Annotated in this window: 15 protein-coding genes; 3 read left to right on the top strand and 12 right to left on the bottom strand. The window is 45.7% G+C overall.

Annotated elements, in window-relative coordinates; genetic code table 11:
• Positions 1-3: 3 nt before the first annotated feature.
• The 10 genes from CI960_RS06980 to CI960_RS06935 form a co-directional block, all read right to left on the bottom strand.
• Complete coding sequence (locus CI960_RS06980) at positions 4-546, bottom strand: ferredoxin domain-containing protein (protein WP_005857789.1); 543 nt, start codon at positions 544-546, stop codon at positions 4-6.
• A gap of 71 nt (positions 547-617) precedes the next feature.
• Entirely contained in the window at positions 618-2,732 is a 2,115-nt protein-coding gene (locus tag CI960_RS06975) for a KamA family radical SAM protein (RefSeq protein WP_005857791.1), read from the bottom strand.
• A gap of 123 nt (positions 2,733-2,855) precedes the next feature.
• On the bottom strand, positions 2,856-3,251 hold the full coding sequence (locus tag CI960_RS06970; RefSeq protein ID WP_005857793.1) for a response regulator: 396 nt from the start codon (positions 3,249-3,251) through the stop codon (positions 2,856-2,858).
• Positions 3,252-3,382: 131 nt separating this feature from the next.
• Positions 3,383-5,254, bottom strand: a complete 1,872-nt coding sequence (locus CI960_RS06965; RefSeq protein ID WP_005857795.1) for a TonB-dependent siderophore receptor — start codon at positions 5,252-5,254, stop codon at positions 3,383-3,385.
• Positions 5,255-5,346: 92 nt separating this feature from the next.
• A complete protein-coding gene (gene nikR / locus CI960_RS06960; RefSeq protein WP_005857797.1) occupies positions 5,347-5,748 on the bottom strand; it encodes a nickel-responsive transcriptional regulator NikR in 402 nt (133 codons plus the stop codon).
• Positions 5,749-5,839: 91 nt separating this feature from the next.
• Positions 5,840-7,435 carry a SusD/RagB family nutrient-binding outer membrane lipoprotein gene (locus CI960_RS06955; RefSeq protein WP_005857799.1) on the bottom strand — a complete coding sequence of 532 codons (1,596 nt, stop codon included), beginning with the start codon at positions 7,433-7,435 and terminating at the stop codon, positions 5,840-5,842.
• A gap of 4 nt (positions 7,436-7,439) precedes the next feature.
• Complete coding sequence (locus CI960_RS06950) at positions 7,440-10,745, bottom strand: SusC/RagA family TonB-linked outer membrane protein (protein WP_005857801.1); 3,306 nt, start codon at positions 10,743-10,745, stop codon at positions 7,440-7,442.
• 170 nt (positions 10,746-10,915) lie between these two features.
• On the bottom strand, positions 10,916-12,580 hold the full coding sequence (locus CI960_RS06945; protein ID WP_005857803.1) for a SusD/RagB family nutrient-binding outer membrane lipoprotein: 1,665 nt from the start codon (positions 12,578-12,580) through the stop codon (positions 10,916-10,918).
• A gap of 29 nt (positions 12,581-12,609) precedes the next feature.
• Positions 12,610-15,792 (bottom strand): TonB-dependent receptor, encoded by a 3,183-nt coding sequence (locus CI960_RS06940; protein ID WP_005857805.1) that lies wholly within the window; start codon positions 15,790-15,792, stop codon positions 12,610-12,612.
• A gap of 164 nt (positions 15,793-15,956) precedes the next feature.
• Positions 15,957-16,976, bottom strand: a complete 1,020-nt coding sequence (locus tag CI960_RS06935) for a FecR family protein (RefSeq protein WP_005857807.1) — start codon at positions 16,974-16,976, stop codon at positions 15,957-15,959.
• Positions 16,977-17,136: 160 nt separating this feature from the next.
• Here CI960_RS06935 and CI960_RS06930 point away from each other — a divergent pair, with 160 nt between their 5' ends.
• The 3 genes from CI960_RS06930 to CI960_RS06920 all read left to right on the top strand — a co-directional run bounded on the left by CI960_RS06930 (position 17,137) and on the right by CI960_RS06920 (position 18,905).
• On the top strand, positions 17,137-17,505 hold the full coding sequence (locus tag CI960_RS06930) for a DUF488 domain-containing protein (RefSeq protein WP_005857809.1): 369 nt from the start codon (positions 17,137-17,139) through the stop codon (positions 17,503-17,505).
• Between the two features lie 14 nt (positions 17,506-17,519).
• A complete protein-coding gene (gpmA, locus tag CI960_RS06925; protein ID WP_005857811.1) occupies positions 17,520-18,266 on the top strand; it encodes a 2,3-diphosphoglycerate-dependent phosphoglycerate mutase in 747 nt (248 codons plus the stop codon).
• A 66-nt stretch (positions 18,267-18,332) separates the two neighbouring features.
• Positions 18,333-18,905: an RNA polymerase sigma-70 factor gene (locus CI960_RS06920; RefSeq protein ID WP_005857830.1), complete on the top strand. Its 573-nt coding sequence runs from the start codon at positions 18,333-18,335 to the stop codon at positions 18,903-18,905.
• A gap of 50 nt (positions 18,906-18,955) precedes the next feature.
• Here CI960_RS06920 and CI960_RS06915 read toward each other — a convergent pair whose 3' ends face one another.
• Both CI960_RS06915 and CI960_RS06910 read right to left on the bottom strand, forming a co-directional pair.
• On the bottom strand, positions 18,956-19,891 hold the full coding sequence (locus tag CI960_RS06915) for a sugar phosphate isomerase/epimerase (RefSeq protein ID WP_005857832.1): 936 nt from the start codon (positions 19,889-19,891) through the stop codon (positions 18,956-18,958).
• A 118-nt stretch (positions 19,892-20,009) separates the two neighbouring features.
• Complete coding sequence (locus CI960_RS06910) at positions 20,010-21,443, bottom strand: aspartate ammonia-lyase (RefSeq protein ID WP_005857834.1); 1,434 nt, start codon at positions 21,441-21,443, stop codon at positions 20,010-20,012.
• Positions 21,444-21,796: the final 353 nt, after the last annotated feature.

Below are 21,796 nucleotides of genomic sequence, written 5' to 3'. Positions count from 1 at the left end.
TTTCTAGTTTTTCGGTTCTTCTTTCGGTTTACGATCAAAAAACGGGTTCTTCGACGAGGCGCTGACCGGTATCGCCATCACGCATTTACAGTCTTCCAACAGCCCCAATCGCTGGGCCGCCAAGCCGGCGCTGAACATGACACGGGTATCCACACGCAAGTCCGCCGCCGTAGCGCAAGCCGAGCCGATTGCGATACCCAGATCGACGGAATTAATAGCGCACGGAACCAAATCCGGCTTCTCCACGCAGGTATCGAAACCGCAATGGGCGCAGTTCAAGCCTTGTACTTTCTGGGAGGTACCGATAATCACCACGGCGTCGGCACTCTTTATATTCTCGGCGTCACGAAGCAGGAACTTGAATCCGGTCTCGGCCGCTATCCGGATCATCTCATCGGACAGGCGCAAGATATCCCCATCCGTCACCATCGCTATCTCTATGATATCAATACCCTTGCCTTTAGGAGCCGTGCGAGCGGCTGTCATCATGCGGCGTGCGGCCTGTAACACAAGCTCATGCCTGATTTCTCTTTCGTTCTGTATCATATCCTTCTAAATTCAATGAAACAAAATTAAGCAAAATATACGAAACCAAGGCAAACACATGAGGATAGAATTCATAATTCAAGATTAGTCATTCGGTCCGTGGCCTTAAAGGGATAAGCCGGGTATTCATAAATACTGAAACGAGGCTCGGTCTCTCCCTCGCAATAATTCCAGATCGTACGGTACTCATTGACATCCTCGCCTATCTCCTTCAATTGCCTAAGGTAAGCGGCCACGGATTTATTCTCCACGATATAGACCTCACCCATTTGATCGATAATCGGGCTATGCCGACGGCTCCCGTCGTGATCGAACTTAAGAATCCGCTTTCCCTCGGAAGTCAGTCCAATGGTATGGAAAGTCATGCTCTTACCAATAGCGGGCAAGTTCAACACGTTACGATCCGTCCCGGCGAACAGCAACCCGTTCTCCTTCAGGAAACGAACCAAGCACTTGCCTAAAGGACGCTGGTTACGGATCATATCATACAACTCCGCCTGTTTCTCCTCCGGCACCTGCCCGAAGATCTTCTCCTCACGAGCCTCTTGCAACGAGCGGCTATTCGGGGTATAAACCGCATAATTCTCCCGGAATCCCTTCACGGAGAACGTATAATAGCAAACCACCCCAAGGGCGTTTAAGGTCTGCCGTAATTTCGCCGTATGCCCCCTACGGGAAGCCGAGACCGTATAAACCAACTGATTCGTGATCGTCCAGCCCGCCGCCAAGATCGCCTCGATAGCGTGCCTCGCCTCCGGTGTCACCTCCAGTGGAGACTGGAAATGCGTTTGTATATAGAACTGGCTCACACCGATAGCGGAAGCCTTCTCCTTGAACTCCCTCAATATACCGACCAACTCGTCGGTCACACGCAGCGGAAGATAAGCCAGCAACCGGGAACCTAGCCGTACCCGTTGCAGCTCGGCGTACTTCTCGCCCTCCGAACGGCTCTCGTTCGCCTTCCGTTTCCGCACCGCCATCTTATATACCGCCTCCAATATCTTACGCAAGGTAGCGTTCTGGCTCATCAAGGCATCCCCGCCCGTTATCAGGATATCCCGTAGCTGGGCGTCTTCCTCGAAATAACGCATCAGACGACGTAACTTCCGGTCCCAACTCTCCTTAGGCTTCAGGGCCTCGAAATCGAAATTCAACCGCTCGCTCTGGAAATCATACATGCGCTGGCAAGAAGCGCACAATCCACCGCAAGCACGCCCCATCGAATCGGGGATCAAGATCGCCACCTCCGGATACCTCCGGTGTATATTATGTCCCTCCGGCAATAGCCAGCCCGCCGCATTCGGCTCATCGGCGACGACCATGTCTTCCTTTTCCCACGCCTTAATGCTTCCATACGTATCTACCAGCTCGTTCGAGTACATGATGTACGATCGCACCGTAGCGTCATCATACCCCTCATGTTCTATATTTAATAGGGAAAGATAATAAGGAGTCACAAAAAAGGGCATCCCCTTCTTTTTGGCACGGGCCAATAAGCTCATCGTCTCATCCGACAGGGAATATCCCAAAAAGAAGTTCAATTCCGTAGGACTCTTGATCGCCATCGACAAATGGAAACGAGCAGTATTCCACCACTCACGTACCCGAGCCTCTTTCTCCTCATAGGAGATGCCCTCGGCGAACTGAAAACGTGACGAAAGGCTATGGCGTCTTTCTATCTTCTTGATCAAGCAAGCGATGATACGCTCCTTGTTCCTCTCACGGATAGCGATCACCTCCGGGCCGAGTCCGGTCGGCCAACGGTTCATCTGCCTTTTCACCAATGCCCGGTCCGGCAGGATCTCAACCGGATGTTCCAATAAATCAAACTGATGGTATAGGTCGATAAATAAATCAGGAGAGACCTCATTTTCCAAATGGCCGGTCAGGAACTGCCAAAGATAAGTGACCGTCCGCACCGGAAGACGCTCGCCCGTAGACAGCTCGTCCACGAAAGTATCATCATGCTCAATCAAAAGAAGGATACGCATCGCCACCGCCATTCCTACGTTTTCTTGGGTACTTTCCTTTTCCGTGAGCCGGGATAAAATAAGAGAACGCAAAGCATCCTTAAAATACTTTGCGTTCTCGCTTTCTTCCGCTAAGGTCACCAACCAAGGGAAGCTCTGGTTATATACTTTTTTCAGTTTAGAAATGTCGGATACAAGATGTTCTTTTTTTATCATAAGCATGCCATTTTTGTAGATTAGAATACATTTGTAAAGCGTCCTCTTGACGATTTTCTACAAAAATAACAAAAAATACGGCAAAATGCCGTTTATACAAATCTAAAACATCTTAATAAATCCTTACCATACGATTGACGAACAATACTGCGATATCGTATTTTTCAATACCTTTAGATTGATCGGCTTCGTGATAAAACCGGAAGCCCCGGCTTCTTTAGCGGCTTCCATATCAGAGTCGAATACATAAGCTGACTGCATGATTACGGGGATATCTTTCGATAGCTTACGGATTTCTTTCAAGGACTCAATACCCGTCATCTCAGGCATTTTTATATCCATCAAGATCAAGTCCACCTCGTTTTCCTTAAAGAGAGCCAAAGCTTCCAAACCAGTTTTAGCACGGATCAAATTACAATATTTATGTAAAATGGTCTTCAGAAGTAAATAATTACTTTCCTCATCCTCCGCGATTAGCAACGTGGGCTTTCCTCCACCCAAATCATTTTTCACATCCATATATATAACGTTTTATTCTTTTAATCAAAATCAAATAAACTCTGATGAAGCAAAGATAAAACAAATATTAGAAAGTAGACATAAAATTCAAGGAGATATGAGTATTCGAGGAAGTTCTTTTTCTACCCACGCTAGAAAGTAACATCTATACCTCCCATGAATATCGCCTTCGGCATCGGGAATCCTTCGTTGATGGAATAACGGGTAGCCGTTAAATTCTCTCCTTTGACAAATAGATTCAAGCCTTTATCACGTGTACCGAAACGGTAGGCTGCCTTCGCATTCAGAACCGTGTAATCCTCTTTCACCTTGTCCGCCGTATTGATATAAAGGTCGAAAATGGATTGTACGTTCACGTTGAAAGTGAAACGTCCCGGGGCATACATCACGCCAGCGAAAAACTTATGCGCCGGAGCCGCCAGCAGGGCCTTGCTCGTATGCAAATAGCTATAGTTCATATCGAGGCTTAAATTCTTGAGAATCTGGTAGCGGGAATCGAACTCGATACCTTTATTGGTAAAAGTACCCGTATTGACATTCTTAGGGCGTCCGTCTATACGTGTCGTCTCGATCATATCTTGCCCGTCGATAAAAAAGGCGGTCAACTCCGTAAACAAGTTGCCATCCAAGAATGTCTGTCCGATGGATACCTCGTAGTTCATCATGCGCTCCGGTTTCAAATCTGGGTTCTGAGGCGGGAACATGTACATCTCCCGTATATTCGGACTCCGGAAGCCTTTCGACAAAGAAGCCTTTATCACGTTTCCCTCGAACGGACGTACCGTGAAGCCGGCCTGCGGAATCCACTCGCCGCCGAAGATACTGTTATGCTCATAACGAACTCCGGCGTTCAAACTTACCTTGTCAAATAGATCCTGCTGCATGATAACGTATCCGGCTACCTCGTTTACGGTCTTATTCACCAACTCATTCTGGTTGCCATTGATACTATCCTGCCATGCGTTACCACCCCAGTTCTTGTAATCGATACCGACCGTAAAACTATTCCCTTTCACCAAGCGGAAAGACTGATAAAGCAAGAAACCGGCGTTATGATCGTCCGAATAAAACAGATAAGGATTAGGCGTCCCGCCCGGATTATACCCATCATCAATCCTATGATGGCCCCAGTTGTAGAAAGCACGAAGGGCACCACTTGTCTTCCCGTAATTATTTTCTAAAGCGAAGGAGGTAGTACCTCGCAGGATATTCATTATATTATCGATAAGCGGATTTGTTATCTCTCCCGGGTTCTGGTTCTTGAACTTAGCTAAGCTTACGTCTCCCGTCACCTTATAATGATCATCAATCTTATATCCTAACTTAGCGAAACCATTCGTGATATGAAACTTCGAATCCGGACGATGTCCATCCGTGCGGTCATGATTCAATGAGATATAACTACTAAAGTTACCGATATTGTACCCATTATTAATCATATACTTCTGGGTGTTATACGAGCCGTACATGATACGGGCTTGTGTACGTCGTCCCGGCTGATTATGCTGGCGGGTAATGATATTCACGACACCTCCCATAGCGTTCGAACCGTATAATAAGGCACCCGGACCACGGATCACCTCCACCCTTTCCACGTCCGAAGCCACATAGGTATCCGGAAGCGAATGGCCGAATATACCGGCCCATTGAGGCTGTCCGTCGAACAACATCAAGACCTTATTACCCTGTCCGACACCCCGGATATTAACCGTCCCGGCCGCTCCCTCGGAAACGCCGAAACCTGTAATCCCTTTTTCCGTGACAAACAGCCCGGGTACTCGCTCCGACAATACGGGAAGCAACGCCGATTCACTGCTAGCCTCAATCTCCTCCCGTTCGATGACCGAGATAGATAATGGCACACTGTTCCGGTTCACATGGATCTTGTTGGCGGAAACCACCACCCCTTTCAAATTGATCAGACTGTCAATCTCTGCCGGATCTATCGCAAACGCCATGGAGCCTATCAACAGTCCGGAAACTAGTAAAAGTTCTTTTCTCATATACTACTTACATCTATAATATTTATCATTTTAAACATCCCGTAGTGGCACGTTTACCAAAAAACGTGTTACCAAGCCCGCAAAAAAAAGCATTAATCCGCCCGGCTCATCACCAACTTACCATGCTTAATGCCTTTGATTGTCGTCAACTTATCCGACAATTCTGTCAAGCGGTGAGCCGTTCCCATCACCGTCACTATATGCAAGCAAAAATTCTGATTGATATAATACTGGGAAGACGACAAAATCACATCCTTATAATTTTGTTGGATACCCGTGATTTTCAATGAGATCTCTTTCTTGACTTGGTCATACATGATCACGATCGTCCCGGCTACGATATGGTTGCATTGCCATTTACGTTCGGCTACATTCTTCTCTATCAGAAAACGAATCGCCTGCGAACGATTGGCGAAACCATTCTCATTCACATATTGATCCAATGATTCCAACAGATTGTCTTCCAAAGAGACACCAAAACGTTTTAAAGACATAAAACCCTTTTTTTATAATTTTCGATGTCAAAGGTAGTATTTTTTAGGGGAATCTCGGTATTATATTGGCAGGAAGAGGAAAAATTAGTCGTTAATCACGAAAATTCACTCCGGTATCCCACCATAAACGAGTACCTCCGGTATCCGGACCTCCCAGATACTCACACAAGGCGGAATACTGAGCCGGGTTACCGGAAATAATGCTAACCGGGAAATTCAAGCGACGAATCATCGTTCGCGTATCGATCTTTCCATTGCTTTTATTCACCAAAACCGGGAACAAACGAGGATAACCGGTACGCCTCTGCTCCGCCCAAGCCTCACAGCCCTCGGGGTAACAAGCGATCCATTTTTGGGTAATAATCTTCTCCAGCTTGGTCTCCCTAGAGGCTTCTTCATCCCATGCCGGAGACACCAAGCAAAGCGCCTTCGCCGAATACTCGGGAGTAAACGTATCCACGAAATCGGCGGCTACATGATCACTCCGCAAATAAGCATTGGCCTCTCCTACCCTCCATTGGCTGAACGATGATCGTACGCCTTGCTCATAGCAAGTCCCGGCGTCCTCCCCGGACCAGCCCCGCAAGGCTGCCTCCGCACGTAAGAACCAAACTTCCGCGGGCGTCATTAAGATAGCGTCCGTTTTCTGGGTAATCGTGCTTCTCGAATGCTCACTATAGCGGGAATGATTAAATCCTGTCCCTTGCCGGATTCCCCGGTACTCCCCGGAATATCCCTGTCCGGTAGCAGGCTCAAAATAACGAGATAACCGAGGGTCTTTATATCCCTTAAGGATCGATTCCATATTAGCGTTCATAAAAACCTCTCCCCACGCCTTATTGATCTCCCCTAGCGGATTCGAGTAGCCGGTTCCGGCGGTAGAAACTGCGACGACCTCATAAGCCTCCTCCAACAAACCGGCTGGATGTGTCAGCGACTTATGCGCCTCATCCCTCGCCTTATCAGGGTCGGCCATAGCGATACGAATCGCCAAGCGCAAACGTAATGAGTTGGCGAAACGCATCCATTCCCCAAACGTCCTGTAATTCGCCGGCATAATCATATCGAAACGAGAAAAGGTTTCCTCTCCATCATATTCAGACAGCAGGTGAATAGCCTCCCCCAAATCCCGGAAAAAAGCATAATAAGCGTCTTTCTGGGAATCCGGCATTACCCCGGCATCCGACTCCCCGAACTTCGTATACACGATCGGGCCATAATAATCCGAGATCCGATGCATGACCTCTACTTTCAGTATTTTAGCGATCGCATAGAAAGCCGGATATTTATCACGGGAATGATCTTCCGTCTGCTTTATCTCCGTCATGATATATCCATACGTATTATCCCACATCGTGCCATTCCAGCCATCCTGCAAATTATAGACCGTATTTCCCAATCCGGCGTTGAAGGGTTTAAAATCATGCATATAACCGGAAAACATATCCGCGTTCAGATTTTGCATCGTCTGGAAATGCCAGTTCTTGCCACTCCCCCAATCATAATTAAAATAAATCCCCATCTGGACTACCTTTAGCCAGACACCGAACGTATTATAATCATACGTTTTCTGCTCATCGGTAAAACCCGTATTATCGGTATTATACTCCTCGAATTTACCCGTACAGGAAAAAAGGAGTAATACGGCCAACAGACCTGCCATCTTATTCAGAAATCTCGTCTTCATACGCTTAGAATGAAAGTTTCACATTAAAGCCGACACTTCTCGTAGTCGGTATCCCGAATATATCGATCCCTTGATTGCTATTGCTCGCCGAAAGGACGGCATCCGGATCAAATGGAGCCTTTTTATAAATAAAGAACAGATTCCGGGCGACAAAAGACAGTTCCGCCTTTTTAACAAATTGTTTCCTTCCCAACAATCTCTTCGGTAGCGTATATCCCAAAGATAACTCCCGCAAACGGATATTGGTAGCATCGTACATATAATATTCAGTCACACCGTTTCGTCCTCCCACCTGCTCATAAAATCCTTTTATGTTATAAATATGATGCCCTTCCAAATCCACATACCCCATCGTACGGGTCTCTCCGGAAACCTTACTCACTCCCGTTTGGTCAAGCACAGCCTGAGTCTGGGCCAGTACATCTCCCCCAAAATGCCCGTCAATCAAGAAATAGAACGAGAAATCCTTATACGTGAAACTATTTCCCCAACCCAATAAGAACGCCGGATTGCAATTCCCCACCTTAGCCGTATTCCCGCTGCCGATCTCTTGGGGCAAGCCGTCCCGACCATACACGATCGCGCCATATTTATCCCGCTCAAAAGCTTTCCCATAGATATCACCAAACGAGCCACCTTCCACCAAACGCATCGTATAGCTAGAGGAGAATCCTTCATCTCCTTGAATAAAGCTAGCCAAATCATCATGTAGTTTCTTTACTTCATTTTTATTCCGGGAAAAGTTGAGTGTCGTATTCCATTTAAACTGATTCGTTAAGATAGGAACCGCACCAAGCGTCAATTCCACTCCCATATTCTGTATATTTCCCGCATTCACAAAATAATACTTGTATGCGGCTCCAGCGGAAGAAGGCAAAGAGAAGAGTTGATTTTTCGTATTGGTCTTATAGAACGTAAGATCCACGTCCATACGATAATCAAAGAATTTCCATTCGGTACCTATCTCAAAAGAGCTGCTCATCTCCGGCTTCAAGGTACCGAACGGAGCCGTATCATTCGGCTGGGGAATCCCGCCCGCGGCGATATGGCCTACCGTATTGCTAACGAATAAGGGTATATCATTACCCACCTTACTCCAAGAAGCCCGTACTTTCCCAAAAGATATCAAGGATGGCATCGAGAAGGATTTAGGGATAATCCAAGAAAGACCGACTGAAGGATAGAAAAAACCTCTTGATTTACGTTCCGTAAACGCAAGGGTAGATGACCAGTCATTACGTGCGGTCACATCTAAGTAAAGGCTTTCCTTATATCCCAACTGCGCCATAGCAAAAAAGGATTGCATTTGCCGGCGCGCGTCATCCGACTCCTCAATGTAGGCACTGGACGACATGTTAATATTAGCGATCGTAAAGACATTCGGATAATACAAGGAAGCCGTTTTCGAATCCAGCCTCAACGCACTGGTGCGTGTGTCCGTTATGCTCGTACCGATAGCGGCGTTCAAGGAGAAATCATCCCAGCTTTTATTCAATTTGGCCATCAAGTCCCCATAGAGCAACGTAGTCTGGTAGGTGTAATAAATGTAACGCCCGTTCTCACCGGCGATACCCGGAGAGGTAGAAGCGTATATTTCCTGCTGATACTTATCATTCACATAATCGATATTTCCACGGCCCTGTAACGTAAGCCAATCTGTTACCTTGAAACTAGCGGAAGCCAACGCCAACACACGGGCACGTTTGTCCTCGTTTTCCGTACGGTTGACCAACCAATAAGGATTTTGCTCAAAATCAGTAATCGTAGTATACCAGTTCTGGACGTTCATATTCCGTTTCTCGTTATATACCTCAAAGTTCTCCTTATAAGGCGCCATATCCATCCCTCTAGGAAACGTGTATAAACCTTGTAACGGGTTCATATAAAATCCCCCGGCCGTAGGTTTTCCTTTGATTGTTTGGAGTATCAAGTTTACCTGCCCCTCCAAGATCAAACGATCATCAAAGAAAGAAGAACTTTCACGGAGATTAAAATTATGCTTGCTTAAATTATTCTTAGGAACGATACCCCGTGCGGTCGTATTGGCATACGAGAAATAATTTTGCACATGGCTATTCCCTGCCGTAAATATCAATGAGTTAATAGCGGTAATACCCGTCTGGAAGAAATCGCCGACAGGGTCATAGACCGGAAGAGAAGCCCAGTCTCCCCAACAAGTTTCCGCCCCTTCCATCCGTCCAAACTCATTCTGAAACTTGGGGAGACTGATCGCTTGATCGACAGTCAGCGACGAGGAGAAATGAATATTCCGTACCCCGGCCTTACCTTTTTTCGTTTTGATCAAGATCACACCGTTCGCCGCTTGTCCCCCATACAACGCAGAGGCCGAAGCCCCTTTCAAGACACTCAAACTCTCTATATCATCGGGATTTAGATTAGAGATACCATCTCCCGCATCCCGGTTGCCGGCATCGGCCGTACCTCCGATCGTTGTCAAGGCTTGCTCACTGCTAATGCTCAAGATCGGGACACCGTCTATCACATACAAAGGCTGGTTATTTCCGGACGCGGAACGACTACCTCGAATAATCACCCGGGACGAGCTACCCAGACCGGCGGAAGTCCGGTTAATCTGGAGTCCGGCCATCTTTCCGGAAAGCGTACTCATAAAATTAAAATCCTTGGCCCTTACCAATTCCCCACCTGTGATTAACTGGGTGGCATAAGGCAAGGAAGATTCTTTCTTCTCGATACCAAGAGCCGTAACGACTACCTCGTCCAAAATCTGGGCGTCATCCTCCAACTGCACATTCAATGACAATTGCCCCTCATACTCAATTTCCCGTGAACGATAACCGATATAAGAAAAAACCAAAGTAGCCTCCTCGGGAAGCTCCAAGACAAAGCTGCCATCCATATCCGTAATCGTACCGTTTCTCGTTCCTTTCTCCACCACATTCACGCAAGCAATAGGCTCTCCTTTGTGGTCGGTCACGATACCTTTTACCTTACCATCCAGCTTTTGTTGCATTTGGATTATCGCCTCTTTCTTATTCAAGATGATCTGGTCATTCATGACCGTATAGACGATCTCCGTGTTCTTAAACAATAAATTTAAGATCTCGAAAACCGAACGCCCGGATAAAGGTTTACGCACTTTCTCCGATAAATTGATCACCTGAGCGTCATAAATAAAAGAATAATTGGTTTGGCTCTCGATCTCATCCAAAGCGCCTGCCAAGCTAACCGGAGCGGAGATACGAATATAGGATTCCGAACGTTCCTGTTGGGCGTCCAGCGGGAATATACATAATAATAGTAGAATGAAGATATAAATATATAATTTCATAATTTACACACACAATTTATCATGGGTAAATGTAAGAATTATTATCTAATACTATTCAATTATTACAAAAAATTCTCGTTTGGAGTACTGTTCTTCGCAGATAAGTATCTCCAAACGAGAATAACCATCAACTTCTGTTAAAGCCCAATATAATCAATCTGTCTGTCTGTTTATTTAGAAGATGTGCAATAGTTGGAATTCTTATCCCACCAAATCGGGGTCGAAACCACATCACCTTTCCCACCTAACATGGATTTGCCTTTCTCATATTCAGCAGCATTTACCAATTGCTCTTTCATCGGGTATTTCATACGTTTGATGAAATTTTGAGGATTCAAGATATTTGTATCACTATTATTGTATACAGCTTGATCTCGATAAACAGCCACATCCAAACGAGGCAAGTTCAAACGACGCTTGTCATTCCAAGCTTCCTGCGCCAAATCTGGAAGTCCGGCGATATATTTCTGCGTGATGATCTTTTCTAAAGCCGTATTGCCCGCGCCTTGTTGATCGTCATATTTCGCACTGGTACCAGCCTCATTCTTTTCCGTGGAAGCCAAATACTCCTCAACATCACCCGATACACCCCAAGTCTCGAAGGAAGCACGTACACCTGCCTCGTAAGCAGCTTTAGCATCACCGGCGACCAAATTACGGGCGAACAACTCAGCTTTCAAGAAATCAACTTCCTCAGAAAGGAACATGTCATAAGGACGAGATTTATACGGAGCACCATCCTTAATAATAAAGCCCATCTCTGCACATTGCTTAGACTGATAAATACCAGTATTCGCCTCCTCGGCTTTCGCACCGTATACCAAACCCTTCCAATCACCATTCTCAATACCCGGCTGGAACATCTTCGGGGCACGAGGGTCTACCTTAGCGGGATGTACATTCGATACCGCAACTCCGGATGTCTGGTTTACCACGCCGGCAGGCCAATCGATATTACCGATATTAGTCACTAATTTCTCAAATGACTTGGACATACAGATCGGACCGCTCCAAGTAATCTGGAACATCGTATAGTTATAGTCTTGTCCCCAAGAACCATCCGCTTTTGGAGGCATATAAGCGTTATCGGCCTTACTTGAGATCAAGCCACAAGGGGATGTCAAAGCGGCATTTGCCTCAGCGACACATTTCTCTCGATCCACCTCAGATAGACGAACAGCGAAACGAAGACGCAAGGAGTTTCCAAATTTTTTCCAAAGAGAAACGTCATTCTTATAGACCAAGTCGATACCTGCATCCGAGAATATAGGCTCAGCGCTATCGCTGAAGCTATTCAACGCCTCATCCAATTCCGTGAAATATTCATAATAGATATCCTTCACCGATTTATAAGGAGGATTATCTTCTACGGTAGCATAGGCCGGGAAAGGCATCGGACCAAACTTATCCGCAGCCTGGCTATGGATATACACACGCCAGATACGAGCGAAAGCGATCGTATTAGCATATAAGTCCTTATCTTTTTCCATCAAACTACGGATCACGATATTGATAGAGGAAATCTGTGTCAGATACGCTTGCCATGTTAAATTGTTCCACTCGTCATTTTGGATATAATTCTTAGTTGCCCAGCCACCGCCATCGATCAACATTTGAGAGTAGAAATCAATTTGCAAAGGCTTCAAGCGTTGTTCCACATCACCATCGATAATCATCCCACCACGTAGCGTAGAGGCCAATCGAGGTTCGTTCATATTGTAATTTACATCATCTGTCGGCTTATCCGGGTTCTCATTTATACCTGTCAGGTCGCAACTAGTCACACCCAGCATCATAAACGAACAAGCTGCTAATATCTTTATACTACTTTTCATAATAATTCCATTTTTAGATTTATGTTTCATTAAAATGCCAGATTAATATTGAAACCTAAGCTTCTCATAGTAGGCATAGAACCGTACTCGATACCTTGAGCGTTACCAGATGTATAAGCAGCCTCCGGGTCGAATCCCTTTGTCTTACTATAAATCATGAACAAGTTACGAGCCACGAAACTCAAGCGAGCGGAAGTAAATGGAGTTTTCGCCAACATCGTTCTCGGGAAATTATAACCCAAACTCAACTCACGTAAACGGATGTTTGTCGCATCGTACATATAAGCCTCTGTCACGTTATTGCTAGAAAGACCATTCCAATAAGCTTGAGCCGTAATGCTTTTCGTATTGGGAGTACCATCGGCCAATACCCCCGGAACAACCATACCATCACGACCATCCAACGTCATCTCTAAATTACCGGATGAAGCACCCGCACGGATAGATCCCATATACACATCACCGCCATAACGCATATCGAACATGAAGTTCAACACGAAATTCTTATATGACAAGGTATTGCTCCAACCCATCATCCATTTCGGCTGGTTGTTACCCAACAATACCATATCGTCCGTTCTCAAAGGAACACCATCAGCACCGATAATAATGTTGCCGTTATCATCCCGTTGATAAGCGTAACCGTAAATATCTCCATAGGCTCCACCCTCGTGAGCGACGATCTTCAAGAAACTTACTGATGCGTCACTAAGGATCTGCTCTTTCGTATCATCTGTCAATGAAATTACCTTGTTGATATTCTTTGACCAGTTCAACTGAGTATCCCATTGGAAACCACTCTCGGAGATATAAGGAGTAGCGTTAAACGCAACCTCTACACCCTTATTCTCAATATTACCGGCGTTGATCATCTTTTTCTTGAACCCTGTAGCGGAAGGAACATCGATCTTTAAGATCTGGTCTTTGGCGTTCTTTTTATAATACGCTACGTCGACACCAACCCTATTCTCAAACGCCTTCAACTCAAGGCCTAACTCCCAAGAGTTGATCGTCTCATTCTTTAAATTTGGATTTGCCATCCAATCCTCGTTGCTGGCATTAAAAATACCCCCTTTAATATCATAACTGATATTATAATAGTCACGCAGCATATAAGCGTCCGTATCATTACCTACCTGAGCCCAAGACGCACGGATCTTACCGAAAGAAAGAATACCCGTGTTATGCCCCATCTTATTCAACATTTGGGTGAAAATCCAGCTAACACCTACCGATGGGTAGAAATAAGAGTCATTGTCTTTCGGAAGTGTTGAAGACCAGTCATTACGAGCGGTTAAGTCCAAATACAAATAGTCGTCCCAAGACAATGATGCCGTAGCATATAGCGAGTTGATTTGTTTACGGTTGCGAGTATACTCACCACCATGTGTCTTACCGTTGGCGATCGCATGGAAATCGGGAATCACAAACTCACCGGATGATTCCTTGTACCATGTAGAATTACGGTACATCATATTACCACCTACCGTACCTACGATACCGAATCGATCCCAGTTGCCTTTAGCAGTCAATAAGAAATCGGAGTTGATCTCGGTGAATTTCTCCATATTGGCAGTCATGCTACCGTTGTTCTCCCAATACGGGTTACCTGTCGCACGAATCGTCTCATACTGGATGGTGTAATTATCCATACCAGAGCGAAGCTTCAAGCTCAACCAATCCGTAAACGTGAAATCCAAGGCCGCGAATCCGATAAAACGGTCTTTCTTATCCTTGTTCGTATTGCGGTAAGCGGACCAATACGGGTTATTGGCGTTGGCTCCTGTGTCGATCAGATAACCAGCGGGCTTTCCGTCCGCACGTTTCCAATCATTATCTTTATAGGCGTCATAGTCAGAGAAGCCCACACTTCGAGGCATACTTAAATAGTTAAGGAAGATATTATCCGGGTCGCCCGCTAATTTCACACGGTTGTTCGTATGCTGGCTTACATAATTGACCTTCACGTCAGCCGATAACCATTTAGACAGCTTAGCCGTAGAACGCAAATTAATAGACGTACGATCCATTCCGCTATTCGGGACAACCCCCTTATTATCCAAGCGTGTCACACCGGCACGGAAAGTGATATCCTCGGAGCTCTTACTCAAATCCACGCTATTCGTCCAAGTGGTACCAGTGCGCAAAAAGTCCTTGTACAGATTATTATCTCTAGCCGCATAGGGATGAGATCCCATCGCCATATCCTTAGGAGAACCATCCATAACGGCACCCCAACTCGTCGCTTTATTATTATCGAAAGCGCCGTCGATACCTTGTCCGTATACATCTTGGAACTTCGGAGTTTGCATCGGGTTCTCAGCCGTGAAATTCGAATTGATACTTACGCCCCAACCTTTATTCTGGCTACCTTTCTTAGTCGTGATCATCACGACACCGTTACCTGCACGGCTACCATACAACGCCGCGGCTGCCGGGCCTTTCAATACGGACATACTCTCGATATCATCTGGGGAGATATCAGAGATACCGGAACCTTTATCCACGTTACCGTTACCCCAATAGTCATCCGTACCACCGCTAAAGTTATCGATAGGTACACCGTCCACAACAATCAACGGCTGGTTATTACCAGTAATAGAGTTATTACCACGAATCACGATACGAGAGGAACCACCGACACCGGTACCATTTTGCTTGATCTGCAAACCAGCTACCTTACCAGCCAAAGCGTTGGCCACGTTAGCATCACGGGTTTGCGTCAGGGACTCACCTTTCAATTCAGACATAGAATATCCCAAAGCCTTTTTCTCACGCTTGATACCCAAAGCGGTTACCACGACTTCATCCAAGGCTTGCGTATCATCGACCAATTGAACCTCGATAGAAGGTTGTCCGGTAAAGACGATCTCTTGCGTATTAAAGCCGATATAGGAAACTTGTAAAGTCGCATTGTTAGGAACATCCAACTCGAAACGGCCATCCATATCCGTGATGGTACCGTTGGTAGTTCCTTTGACAATTACGTTAGCACCGATAATAGCCTCGCCCGTTTTGTCCGTAACGACACCGACTGCTTTTCGTGTCTGTTGTTGAGCGTTTAAGACTGTGACTTCATGCGTGTTCTCTGCGAAAACCATGGCCGGTACCAAACAGAATGCGCATACCCCCATGTTGATCATTAACGGAATTTTTCGAAAAAGAGAATAACTATTCCCCCTTAAAGCATTTAAGGTTACAATTTTATTCATATTTTTGTAGTGTTACTATTTATAATAAAGTTATTTGTAGCTGCGCCAACAGCTCTTCTTGACTTTTCGTACGGGAGAATACGCCAATATTCTTCCGTATGTTTTTAATCCTTGTTTATTCTTTCTTCATGGCAGACGTATTTTAGAAGGTTACACATTATTTCTCATTTTGATATTTCCACGACTGAGGTTCCCGATCCACTGTCCTTAACGGTAGGTTTATGTATCGCATACTGGATTCCCGACGCCAATTTCAGGTATTCCAATACTTGAGGCAATTGCTCGTCCTTGAAACGGGCTGTTATTATGGACTTCAGTATCTCGTTATCTTTTACCTCGAATACTACGTGATAATGACGTTCCAGCGTTTTCAATACTTTATCCATCGGATGGTTCCTGAAGATAATCTCCCCGTTCTTCCAAGCCGTGTCATATTCGGTATTCACGTCGAACACCTTGATCTTGCCAGCGCCCTTTTGATACTCGGCTTTCTCGTTTGGCTTCAACATCTGTGTCATTCGCTTTCCTCCGGACACGACGTTCAGCTTTACCGATCCCTCTACCAAGGTGGTCTCTATCATACTCTCGTCTTTGTAAGCGGATACATTGAAAGAAGTACCCAACACCTCTACCGAGTAATCTTTATCCGCTTTCACAATAAAAGGCTTATGAGCATTCTTCGTCACCTCGAAATATCCTTGTCCGGTTAATTCCACCGTACGGGTATCCGCATTGAAGTCCGAAAGATATCTCAATTCGCTATTGGCATTCAGCCAAACCTTAGAACCGTCAGGTAAATCGAATGCCGAAACCACCCCAGGATTCGTGCGTACGGCTAGCGTACGCACGTTCCCTTGACCCTGCTGTATGAACAAATAAGCGGATAAAAGAAAGACTGGAATGAATAACACGGCCGCAGCCCGTTGAATAACACCTAACACTTGTCTTAAAGCTAATCTTTTCTCTTTCTTATGGATTCTTGATTTAAAACGAGACAACGCCTCGTCCGGGTTCACGGTCCGCATGACTTTTAGGCGACTTGCCACTTGAGCTGTAAAATAGACCTGCTCCAACAGTTTCTCGTTTTCTAGAGAGGCGGCCCGCCAGTTTTTCACCTCCGCAGCTTCCTCCTCGGTCAACATCCCATTGATGTATCGGATCAATATGTCTTCGTTTATTTCCATTTTTTCTTGTTTCTATAATTAATACAGTTGAGACAAAAGATGTACTAAACAAAAAAACGATTTTTTTCAAGAAAATTGAATAATGGCAAAAATACCGTTCCTAAAGAAAGGCTCAACAATATCCCTCTTTCTACTGTTTTACCACAAAATGAGACTTCTAATGGTAAAGATTCTTTTAAAACGGATTTATGAGGAGCCAAGTGAGGCGGATGGTTATCGCATTCTTCTCGACAGGCTATGGCCCAGAGGACTGAAGAAAGAGGATGCGAAGTTTGACGAATGGAGAAAAGACATCACTCCATCCAAGGAGTTACGCCAATGGTTCCACGAGGATAAAGACAGGCATTGGGAAGTATTCCAAGGTCGCTACGGGATGGAGATCAAGCAGAACCCGGATTTCATTCCTTTCTTACGAGAGATCGAGAAGCATCCGGTTGTCACTTTCCTCACGGCAGCGAAGGATGTACAACATAGTCATCTACCTATATTAAAAGAAGTCATCGAGGATTTCGAAAAAAACAAATCATAAAAATAAAAAGACCTATGAAAAGTATCGTATTGCTTCGCCACGGCGAAAGTATATGGAATAAAGAGAACCGGTTCACCGGTTGGACCGATGTGGATTTGACAGAAAAAGGCGTGGCCGAAGCTTATAGGGCCGGCAACCTATTGAAAGAAAAAGGATATGTGTTCAATAAAGCCTATACCTCTTATTTAAAACGGGCCGTCAAAACCTTGAATTGTGTATTGGATCGCATGGACCAAGACTGGATCCCGGTGGAGAAGAGCTGGAGGCTGAACGAGAAACATTACGGATCGCTACAAGGGTTGAACAAGAGCGAGACCGCCCAAAAGTATGGAGACGAGCAGGTCTTGATCTGGCGTCGCAGTTACGATATAGCCCCGCTTCCCCTATCGGAAGACGACCCTCGTAACCCTCGCTTCGATATCCGCTACAAAGACGTGCCGGATAAAGAGTTGCCCCGTACGGAATCCTTGAAAGATACGGTTGAGCGGATTCTCCCTTATTGGAAAGAGGTTATCTTCCCGACGCTCCGGACCGCCGACCAGATCCTTGTCGCCGCTCACGGAAACAGCTTGCGGGGAATCATCAAATATTTAAAAAACATCTCCGATGAAGAGATCGTTCATCTGAATCTCCCAACAGCCGTTCCATACGTGTTCGAGTTCGATGATGACTTAAAACTCGTGAATGATTATTTCCTTGGCGACCCGGAGGAAATCAAGAAACTCATGGAAGCCGTAGCCAACCAAGGAAAGAAAAAGTAGCGGGATTCATGCCTCTTATCCGGAATTATTCATTAAGTTTGCAACCAAACAAACTTAAACACTATTGTGGACGAGAACGCAGAACGAATTTCACTAGAACTTATCGCAGGAGACGAACAAGCGTTCGACACCGTGTACAAACAATATTACCGGGGATTGTGCGCCTTCGCCTCCCAATATGTAACAGTACCAGAATCGGAGGAGATCGTACAAGACGTGATGATGTGGCTGTGGGAAAACCGAAAATCCCTAGTAGCGGACATGTCTCTGAAATCACTCCTCTTCACGATTGTCCGCAATAAATGCCTCAATACGATCAGCCACATACAGGTTAAGCAACAAGTGCACGAGAGACTGTACGCCAAGTTCCAAGAGCAATTCGAGAATCCTGATTTTTATATAGGAGAACTGATGGCCTTGGCCTCCAAGGCCATCCGGGAGCTCCCGGATGAATACCGTAAGGCATTCGAGATGAACCGTTTCGAGGAAATGACCTACAACGAGATCGCCGAGCGGACAGGCGTATCCCCAAAAACAATCGCATACCGCATCTCTCAAGCGCTCAAGATATTACGGACGAAATTAAAGGACTATATCCCTTTATTGGTATGGCTGCTTTACGAACAAACACGCTCATAACGGAGGAAGCATCCTACCGCCATGAGCGTTTTTTTAATGAGTCAAAAGACTTATTTCACGAACGGTGCTTTCAATAAATAATCCACGCAGCCTTTCACGCCCTCAAACTGGGAACGTCCGTCAGGCATACCCTCCAACTCCACGAAATAATCCTTGATTCCATTCGCGTAAGCTTGCCGGAATATATTCTCGAAATTCATCATCCCGGACTCGCCTAGAATAGCACGGTCCTTGATGTGCAATACCTTAATACGGTTCGGATATTTCTTCAACCACTCTATCGGATCTTGTTGTCCCATCACGGCCCAATAAACATCCATCTCGAAAAATACAAGCGAAGGATCAGTATTCTTCAAGAACAACTCATAGATGCAATCTCCTTTCACACGCCTTCCCAGCTTGGCCTCCGTACTACCCGGATTTACCTTGGCGAACTCCATCTCATGGTTGTGATAGCCGAAAGGAATACCGGCCGCTTTCACGATCTTACCCGCCTCGTTAAAAATCTCGCAGACGAAAGCGGTTTCCTCGGTGCTACGGGTACTCGGTTGCCCGGGCTGGATCAAGTACTTCACGCCTAGTTTGGCATGGTCATCAGCCGTCTTCTTCCAATACTCGGAGATCTGGGAGCGATTGGCCTTCGTGTACTCACGTACCGGAGGATTCACGTGGGAACTGGTGATCTTCAATCCGGCATCATCCACCATCTTCTTGAATTCCATCATGTCTACACCGCCGATCTTGCCTTCCTTGTAACCGGCCAATTCCAGATTCGTGTACCCCATTTGCTTGATCTTTTTCAATCCACCGGGTACATCCGCATAAAGTTCCTTGCCTAAAGAATAGATTTGTAAACCAACTGTCTTAGCGGCCATCGTTTCAGAAGTGACAGGTTTAGCCGCATCTGCGCTCCCGACCTTTCCGGCCATCAGGCCACCCAAGGTGAAAAGGGACGCATTCTTTAAAAAATCTCGTCTATTTATCATGATTATTAGAATTAAGTCAGTCCAAAGATAGAGATTATAATCTAAAAAAAGACCGCATAGGATGGAAAAATCCACCTATACGGTCCACAAATGGTATACATTATATAATAGGACTCGATTAACGGCGAGGCTTGATATCCAACTTCACCGGCTTGATCATATTCTCCGGGCTTAAGATCGTATCCAATTCCTCCTTGGTCAAGATACCATGATCCAGTACCAATTGATAAACGCTAACGCCGGTCTCCAACGCCTCCTTCGCGATCTTGGTCGAGTTCTTATAGCCGATTACCGGATTCAAGGCCGTCACCACGCCGATGCTATGATGTACCTCCTCACGGCAACGATCCTCGTTAGCGATAATACCGTCCACGCAACGGGTACGCAAGGTATCGAAACCATTGATCAGCAAATCCACGGACTCGAAGCAGCATTGTGCCATCACCGGCTCCATGGCGTTCAGCTCCATCTGGGCGGCTTCCCCGGCCATGGTCACACATAATTCATTACCCATTACCTTATAAGCGATTTGGTTCATCACCTCCGGGATCACAGGGTTCACCTTACCCGGCATGATAGAAGAACCCGGCTGCATAGCAGGCAAGTTAAACTCACCCAAACCGCAACGAGGACCGCTTGCCAACAAGCGAAGGTCATTACATATCTTATTCATCTTCACGCAAACCCGCTTCATGGCGGAAGCATAGCCTACCAAGCAAGAAGTATCCGAGGTAGCTCCTACCAAATCGGAGGAGAGACGGATATCCCATCCGGTTATCTCACGTAAAGCCGCGATACATTTCTCCGCGTATCCCGGCTCGGCACAAATACCCGTACCGATAGCGGTAGCTCCCATATTAACCACCAAGAAATCGGCGGCGGCCTCATTCAAGTGAGCGATCTCATCCTGCAAGATGCTGGCGAAGCCATTAAAGGTCTGCCCCAACGTCATAGGTACGGCATCCTCCAACTGCGTACGTCCCATCTTGATAATCCGCGAGAACTCCTCCCCTTTCTTACGGAAAGAGGCGATCAATTCCTCCAAATGGGGAAGCAATTGAAGATGCTTAAAATACATACCGATATGGATAGCGGTCGGATATGCGTCGTTCGTGGATTGCGAGCAGTTCACATGGTCGTTCGGTGAGCAGTATTGGTATTCACCTCGCTCATGCCCCATCAGCTCCAAGGCACGGTTGGCGATCACCTCATTCGCGTTCATATTCGTAGTGGTACCCGCTCCGCCTTGGATCATATCCACCGGGAACTGGTCGTGATGCTTGCCATCGATAATCTCCCCGCAAGCGGCGATGATAGCGTCCTTTTGCTCTACGGTAAGCAAGCCTAGTTCAAAGTTAGCCATGGCAGCCGCCATTTTTGTTATAGCTAATCCTTTAATGAATAAAGGATATTCACTCAAACGGAATTTACTGATTGAGAAATTCTCGATTCCTCTCAAGGTTTGAACTCCGTATAATGCTTCGGCGGGGATTTCACGAGCGCCGATCAAATCGCTCTCTATGCGAGTTTTTCCAGTTAATTTAGTATCCATATTAGAAATATTAATCGTTTTTTATTGTTTCCGCAAAGGTAGAAACTATTATTTTGAAAGCAAATTATTCTTCGAAATAATAAAAACAAATGCCAAAAACGCCAATACACGTCTATACAAGGCTCAATAAATTACAATTTGTCAATAGAGCAGTTTTAATAGACCTTCTGATCTTTTTTATCTCATTCATAAAAAAAACACGATTTTATTTGCTGTTTGTCAAAGATTCCATATATTTGCTGCCGTAATAACAAAACAGAGTCATGAGAACATTCGTAGTAAATACATATTGGTGGTGGCGCTCCGTACAACTCAAAAGGTCGTAAGGAACGAAGACTCGTATGTATATATAA

This window comes from Parabacteroides sp. CT06, assembly GCF_002257605.1.
Classification (GTDB): Bacteria; Bacteroidota; Bacteroidia; order Bacteroidales; family Tannerellaceae; genus Parabacteroides; species Parabacteroides distasonis.
Note: the sequence above shows the minus strand (reverse complement) of the source record. Positions and strands in the feature narration are given on the sequence as shown.